Annotated in this window: 1 protein-coding gene; it reads right to left on the reverse strand. The window is 67.0% G+C overall.

The annotated features are described in order from the left end of the window. Nucleotides 1-84: 84 nt before the first annotated feature. Nucleotides 85-1,363: IS21 family transposase (istA, locus tag ECTPHS_RS13620; RefSeq protein WP_008933346.1), on the reverse strand; the 1,279-nt coding region annotated here is incomplete at its 5' end.

The following is a 1,363-nucleotide window of genomic DNA, read 5'->3' on the forward strand; positions in this document are numbered from 1 at the left end:
TTGGCCTCGGCCTGGGCCAGCAGCTCGGAGAGATCGCCGGCGATGGCGCCCAGGCGCAGGCTGCGGTAGCGCCCGGCGGTCAGCTCAAGCTGCCCCATGGGTCACCTCCTGTTGGCCGCTGGAGCGGCCAAGTCGGGCGTACTGACTCAGGTCTGGGGGCGATGTGCTTGAGCCAGCCGGCACCTCGTCGTCTCGATCCCGCCCCCGCGCCTTGGCCAGCCGGGCCGCCGCCAAGCGTTCCTTGAGGCCGCCGGCGGTCAGGCACTCCCGGGTGACCCAGTCGGCGATCAACACCAGATCCAGCTCTGGCTCCCCCTCCAGCAGCTTCCTGGCGCCCCGTAGCTGGTCCTTGTAGTGGCGCGGCATGCTCTCGCGCAGGCGGTCACAGAGTTGCCGCCCCAATGGCTCGCCGAGGCTCCGGACGATGGCCTGCTCCAGGTCCGCCTCCTGTTGGCGGCGATCGCGGTAGTGGCTCTCGTTGCGCGAGGTGTGCCCCTTGCCCAGGTGCAGGGCGTGGGAAGCGATCTCGTCGCCGCTCTCCAGATCGTGAACCACCAGCCGGTCACCCACTTCACGGACCCCAACACGACCCTGTTGGAAGGCCATCGGTACCGAGTACTTGTTGGCCTTCCACGCGATCAGACCAGTCTTGTCGACCCGACGCGGGGACAAGCCGTCAGTCTCGCGGCCCACGCAGGCCGGGGTCAGGTAGGGGCGCAGATGGCGTTGCTCCTCGGCCTCGAAGTGACCCCTCGGCTGCTGGCCGGTGGTGCCATGGGTACGCATGTTGGCGACCTCGTCGAGCCACTGCTGCACATGGGCCCGCAACGCGGCCTCGTCACGAAACGTCTCGCCATAGAAGGCATCCCGCTTGACATACTTCACCCCGGCCTCAACCTTGCCCTTGCTCTCCGGGTCGTAGCCGCAACAGGCATGGATCCGGAAGCCGGCGGTGGTGGCGTACTCATGGAAACGCCGGTTCACCTCCAACTCGCGGAACTGCTCGCTGATCACCACCATCTTGGTCTGGTCGTAGACGCACTCCTCGGGCAGACCACCGAAGTAGCGAAAGGCCTCGTCGTGCAGGCGGATGAAGGTGGTCGTGTCGAGCGGCGCCAGACTGACGCCCACATAGGTCAGACGCGAGTAAGAGAGCACGAACACCACAAAGTACAGGGGGCGCCGTTCGCCGCCGATCATGACGTCGCGCAGCTCGCCCGGGTCCACCTGACACTGCACCCCAGGCACCATGTCCAGCACCGGCTCGTAGTAGCGCCGCTGCCGACTGGCCACGGTGCTCTTCACCTGCTGGACGTAGCGCCGCAGGGTGCGTTCCGAGACCGCTAACTCGCCGATCTTCTCG

Source organism: Ectothiorhodospira sp. PHS-1, from assembly GCF_000225005.1.
Classification (GTDB): domain Bacteria; phylum Pseudomonadota; class Gammaproteobacteria; order Ectothiorhodospirales; family Ectothiorhodospiraceae; genus Ectothiorhodospira.